Origin of the sequence: Pseudoxanthobacter sp. (assembly GCF_036822375.1) — a bacterium.
GTDB lineage: Bacteria > Pseudomonadota > Alphaproteobacteria > Rhizobiales > Segnochrobactraceae > Pseudoxanthobacter.
On record NZ_DAISHT010000349.1, the window covers coordinates 1 to 2,299 of the forward strand.

The window sequence follows — 2,299 nt, forward strand, 5'->3', positions numbered from 1 at the left end:
CCTGCGGCGAGCGGGCGGCCGGCTTCAGGGGGCCGACGGTGCGGGCTCGGCGGCGGCCTCGGCCGGCACGCTCTCGCTGCCGGCGGCTTCCGCGGCCGGGGCCGCCCCCTCCGACGGGGTTGCCACCGGCACGGTGTCGTCGTCGAGGTCGATGTCGTCGTTGGGATCGATGTCGAGGCCGCCGGCCGCCGCGAGGTTCTTTTCCACCTGCCGCAGCAGGCGGCGCAGGCGCTTGCGGTCCTTCTCGTCGATGCCGACGAGGGCTTCCTTTTCCAGCCGCTTCCACGCACGGTCGAGGTCGTCGAGCTTCTCGCGGCCGAAGGGGGTGAGGAACACGCGGGCCAGCCGCCCGTCGGTTTCGGAGGCCTGCCGCACCACGAAGCCCTGCGCGGACAGGCGCGAGATCATCTTCGTCACGGTCGGCGGCTGCACGCCGAGGGTGGTGGCAAGCTGGCTCATGGTCTGGCCGTCGGATTCGGCCAGCACCTTGAGCACGGTTTCCTGCCCGGCATGCAGCCCGAGGCGGCCGAGGTGGCTGTTGGCCCGGCCGCGGCTGGCCTTGGCGCTCTGCGCCAGACGATAGGTGACGGACTTGCGATAGTTGAAGCTCATGGCGGCTCCGCGGCGCTGGACGGAATTCAGAAGAGGCATATCCGCAAGCCGCAATGCGGCCTGCGGCGCATGCGGCCGGCGGGTTCGTAACACCCCGGCAGGGCACGCCGCCGGCCGGTTTTGCGGCCCGCTCCGGCGCACCTCCCTGCGGAGGCCTTCGCCGGCGAGCGGCACTCTAAGGGCGGATGTGCGACACGTTCATGACCGTTCGCCGCCGCGATGCTGCCGTTTCCGCCGCAAAAATCGGCCAAGCCGGCAAAGACCCGCCGCAACGGTGCCATCCCGCCGGCGCCGCGCCGGCCGGCATTGTTGCACGGCTCACGACCGTCTGTCGCGCCCCAGCGCGCCGCGGGCGGCGGCAAGGTGGTCCGGGGTCAGATGGCTGCGGACCAGCGTGATTGCGGTCAGCAGCACGGTCGCATCGTCGGTGAAGCCGACCGCGGGCAGGATGTCCGGCACCACGTCCGCCGGCAGCACGAAATAGGCGAGCGCCGCCAGCAGGGTGAGGCGGACCCGGTGCGGGGTGGCGGGGTCGAGGGCGCAGAAATAGGACGCCACCACGTCATCGGCGAAGGGAATGTGGCGGGCGGCCCGCCGCAGGGTCTGCCAGAACCCGCGCCGCACCGCCTCGGCCTGCGCCGCCCCGGCACGGCCGGCCGCGTCGCCGTCGGGCCCGAGGATGTCGCCCTCAAGGACGCTGGAAAAGGAGGTGTCTGTCATCGGCTTTTCTGGAACACTGCCGGCGGGCGTCATTGCGGCCGGGCTGTCGGAAGACCTCAGGTGGCGATTGCCGCCTCGCGATGCAAGGACGGAAGGGGAGCGGAAAATGACCAGACGACCGATTCGGGTGCTGTTCGTCTGCCTCGGCAACATCTGCCGCTCGCCGCTGGCCGAAGGCGCGTTTCGCCAGGCTGCCACGCTGGCGGGCGCCGGCGAGGCGTTTCTGGTCGATTCGGCCGGCATCTCGGATTTCCACGCCGGCGAGCCGCCGGATTCGCGCGCGGTGCGGATCGCCCGCGAGCGCGGCTACGACATTTCCGCCCGGACATCGCGGCCCGTGCGGGCGGCGGACTTCACCGCCTTCGACTATCTGCTGGCGATGGACCGCAGCAACCTGGCGGCCCTGAGCCGGCTGCGGCCGCCGGCCGCCACCGCATGGAGCGCCCTGCTGCTCGATGCCGCTCTGGGCCGGGCCGAGGACGTGCCCGATCCCTACACCGGCACGGCCGGCGATTTCACCCGCGTGGCCGAACTGGTGGAGGAGGCCGCACAGGCGCTGGTGCCGCGGCTGATCGCCGGGCGCTGATCCTCGGGCGGCTTCGTCAGCCTTTCCCTTCGTGAAAGTGGCTGAAGATGGTGCGGGCGAGGCTTTCGGAAATGCCCTCCACCTGTATCAGGTCGTCCACACCCGCGCGGCCGATGGCCTTGGCGGTGCCGAAGCGGTGCAGCAGCGCGCGCTTGCGCGCCGGGCCGATGCCGGCAATCTCGTCCAGCGGACTGGCGGTGAAGGCCTTCGCCCGCTTCGCCCGGTGGGTGCCGATGGCGAAGCGGTGCGCCTCGTCGCGCAGGCGCTGGATGAAATACAGCACCGGATCGCGCACCGGCAGGCGGAACGGCGTGCGCCCCGGCACATGGAATTCCTCGCGGCCGGCATCGCGGTCCACGCCCTTGGCGACGCCGACCATGG

Annotated in this window: 4 protein-coding genes; 1 reads left to right on the forward strand and 3 read right to left on the reverse strand. The window is 71.6% G+C overall.

Features of this window, described 5'->3' with window-relative positions; all coding sequences use genetic code 11:
* Nucleotides 1–24 precede the first annotated feature (24 nt).
* Together V7067_RS17485 and V7067_RS17490 are read right to left on the reverse strand one after the other, a co-directional pair.
* Complete coding sequence (locus V7067_RS17485; RefSeq protein WP_334177162.1) at nt 25–612, reverse strand: MarR family transcriptional regulator; 588 nt, start codon at nt 610–612, stop codon at nt 25–27.
* A 318-nt stretch (nt 613–930) separates the two neighbouring features.
* Complete coding sequence (locus V7067_RS17490; RefSeq protein ID WP_334177163.1) at nt 931–1,332, reverse strand: YkvA family protein; 402 nt, start codon at nt 1,330–1,332, stop codon at nt 931–933.
* Between the two features lie 106 nt (nt 1,333–1,438).
* On the opposite strand from V7067_RS17490, the gene V7067_RS17495 reads away from it, so the two are divergent.
* Complete coding sequence (locus V7067_RS17495) at nt 1,439–1,918, forward strand: low molecular weight protein-tyrosine-phosphatase (RefSeq protein ID WP_334177164.1); 480 nt, start codon at nt 1,439–1,441, stop codon at nt 1,916–1,918.
* Between the two features lie 16 nt (nt 1,919–1,934).
* Here the strand turns inward: V7067_RS17495 and V7067_RS17500 are convergent.
* Nucleotides 1,935–2,299 (reverse strand): helix-hairpin-helix domain-containing protein (locus V7067_RS17500; RefSeq protein ID WP_334177165.1); only part of this gene is annotated, 365 nt, incomplete at its 5' end.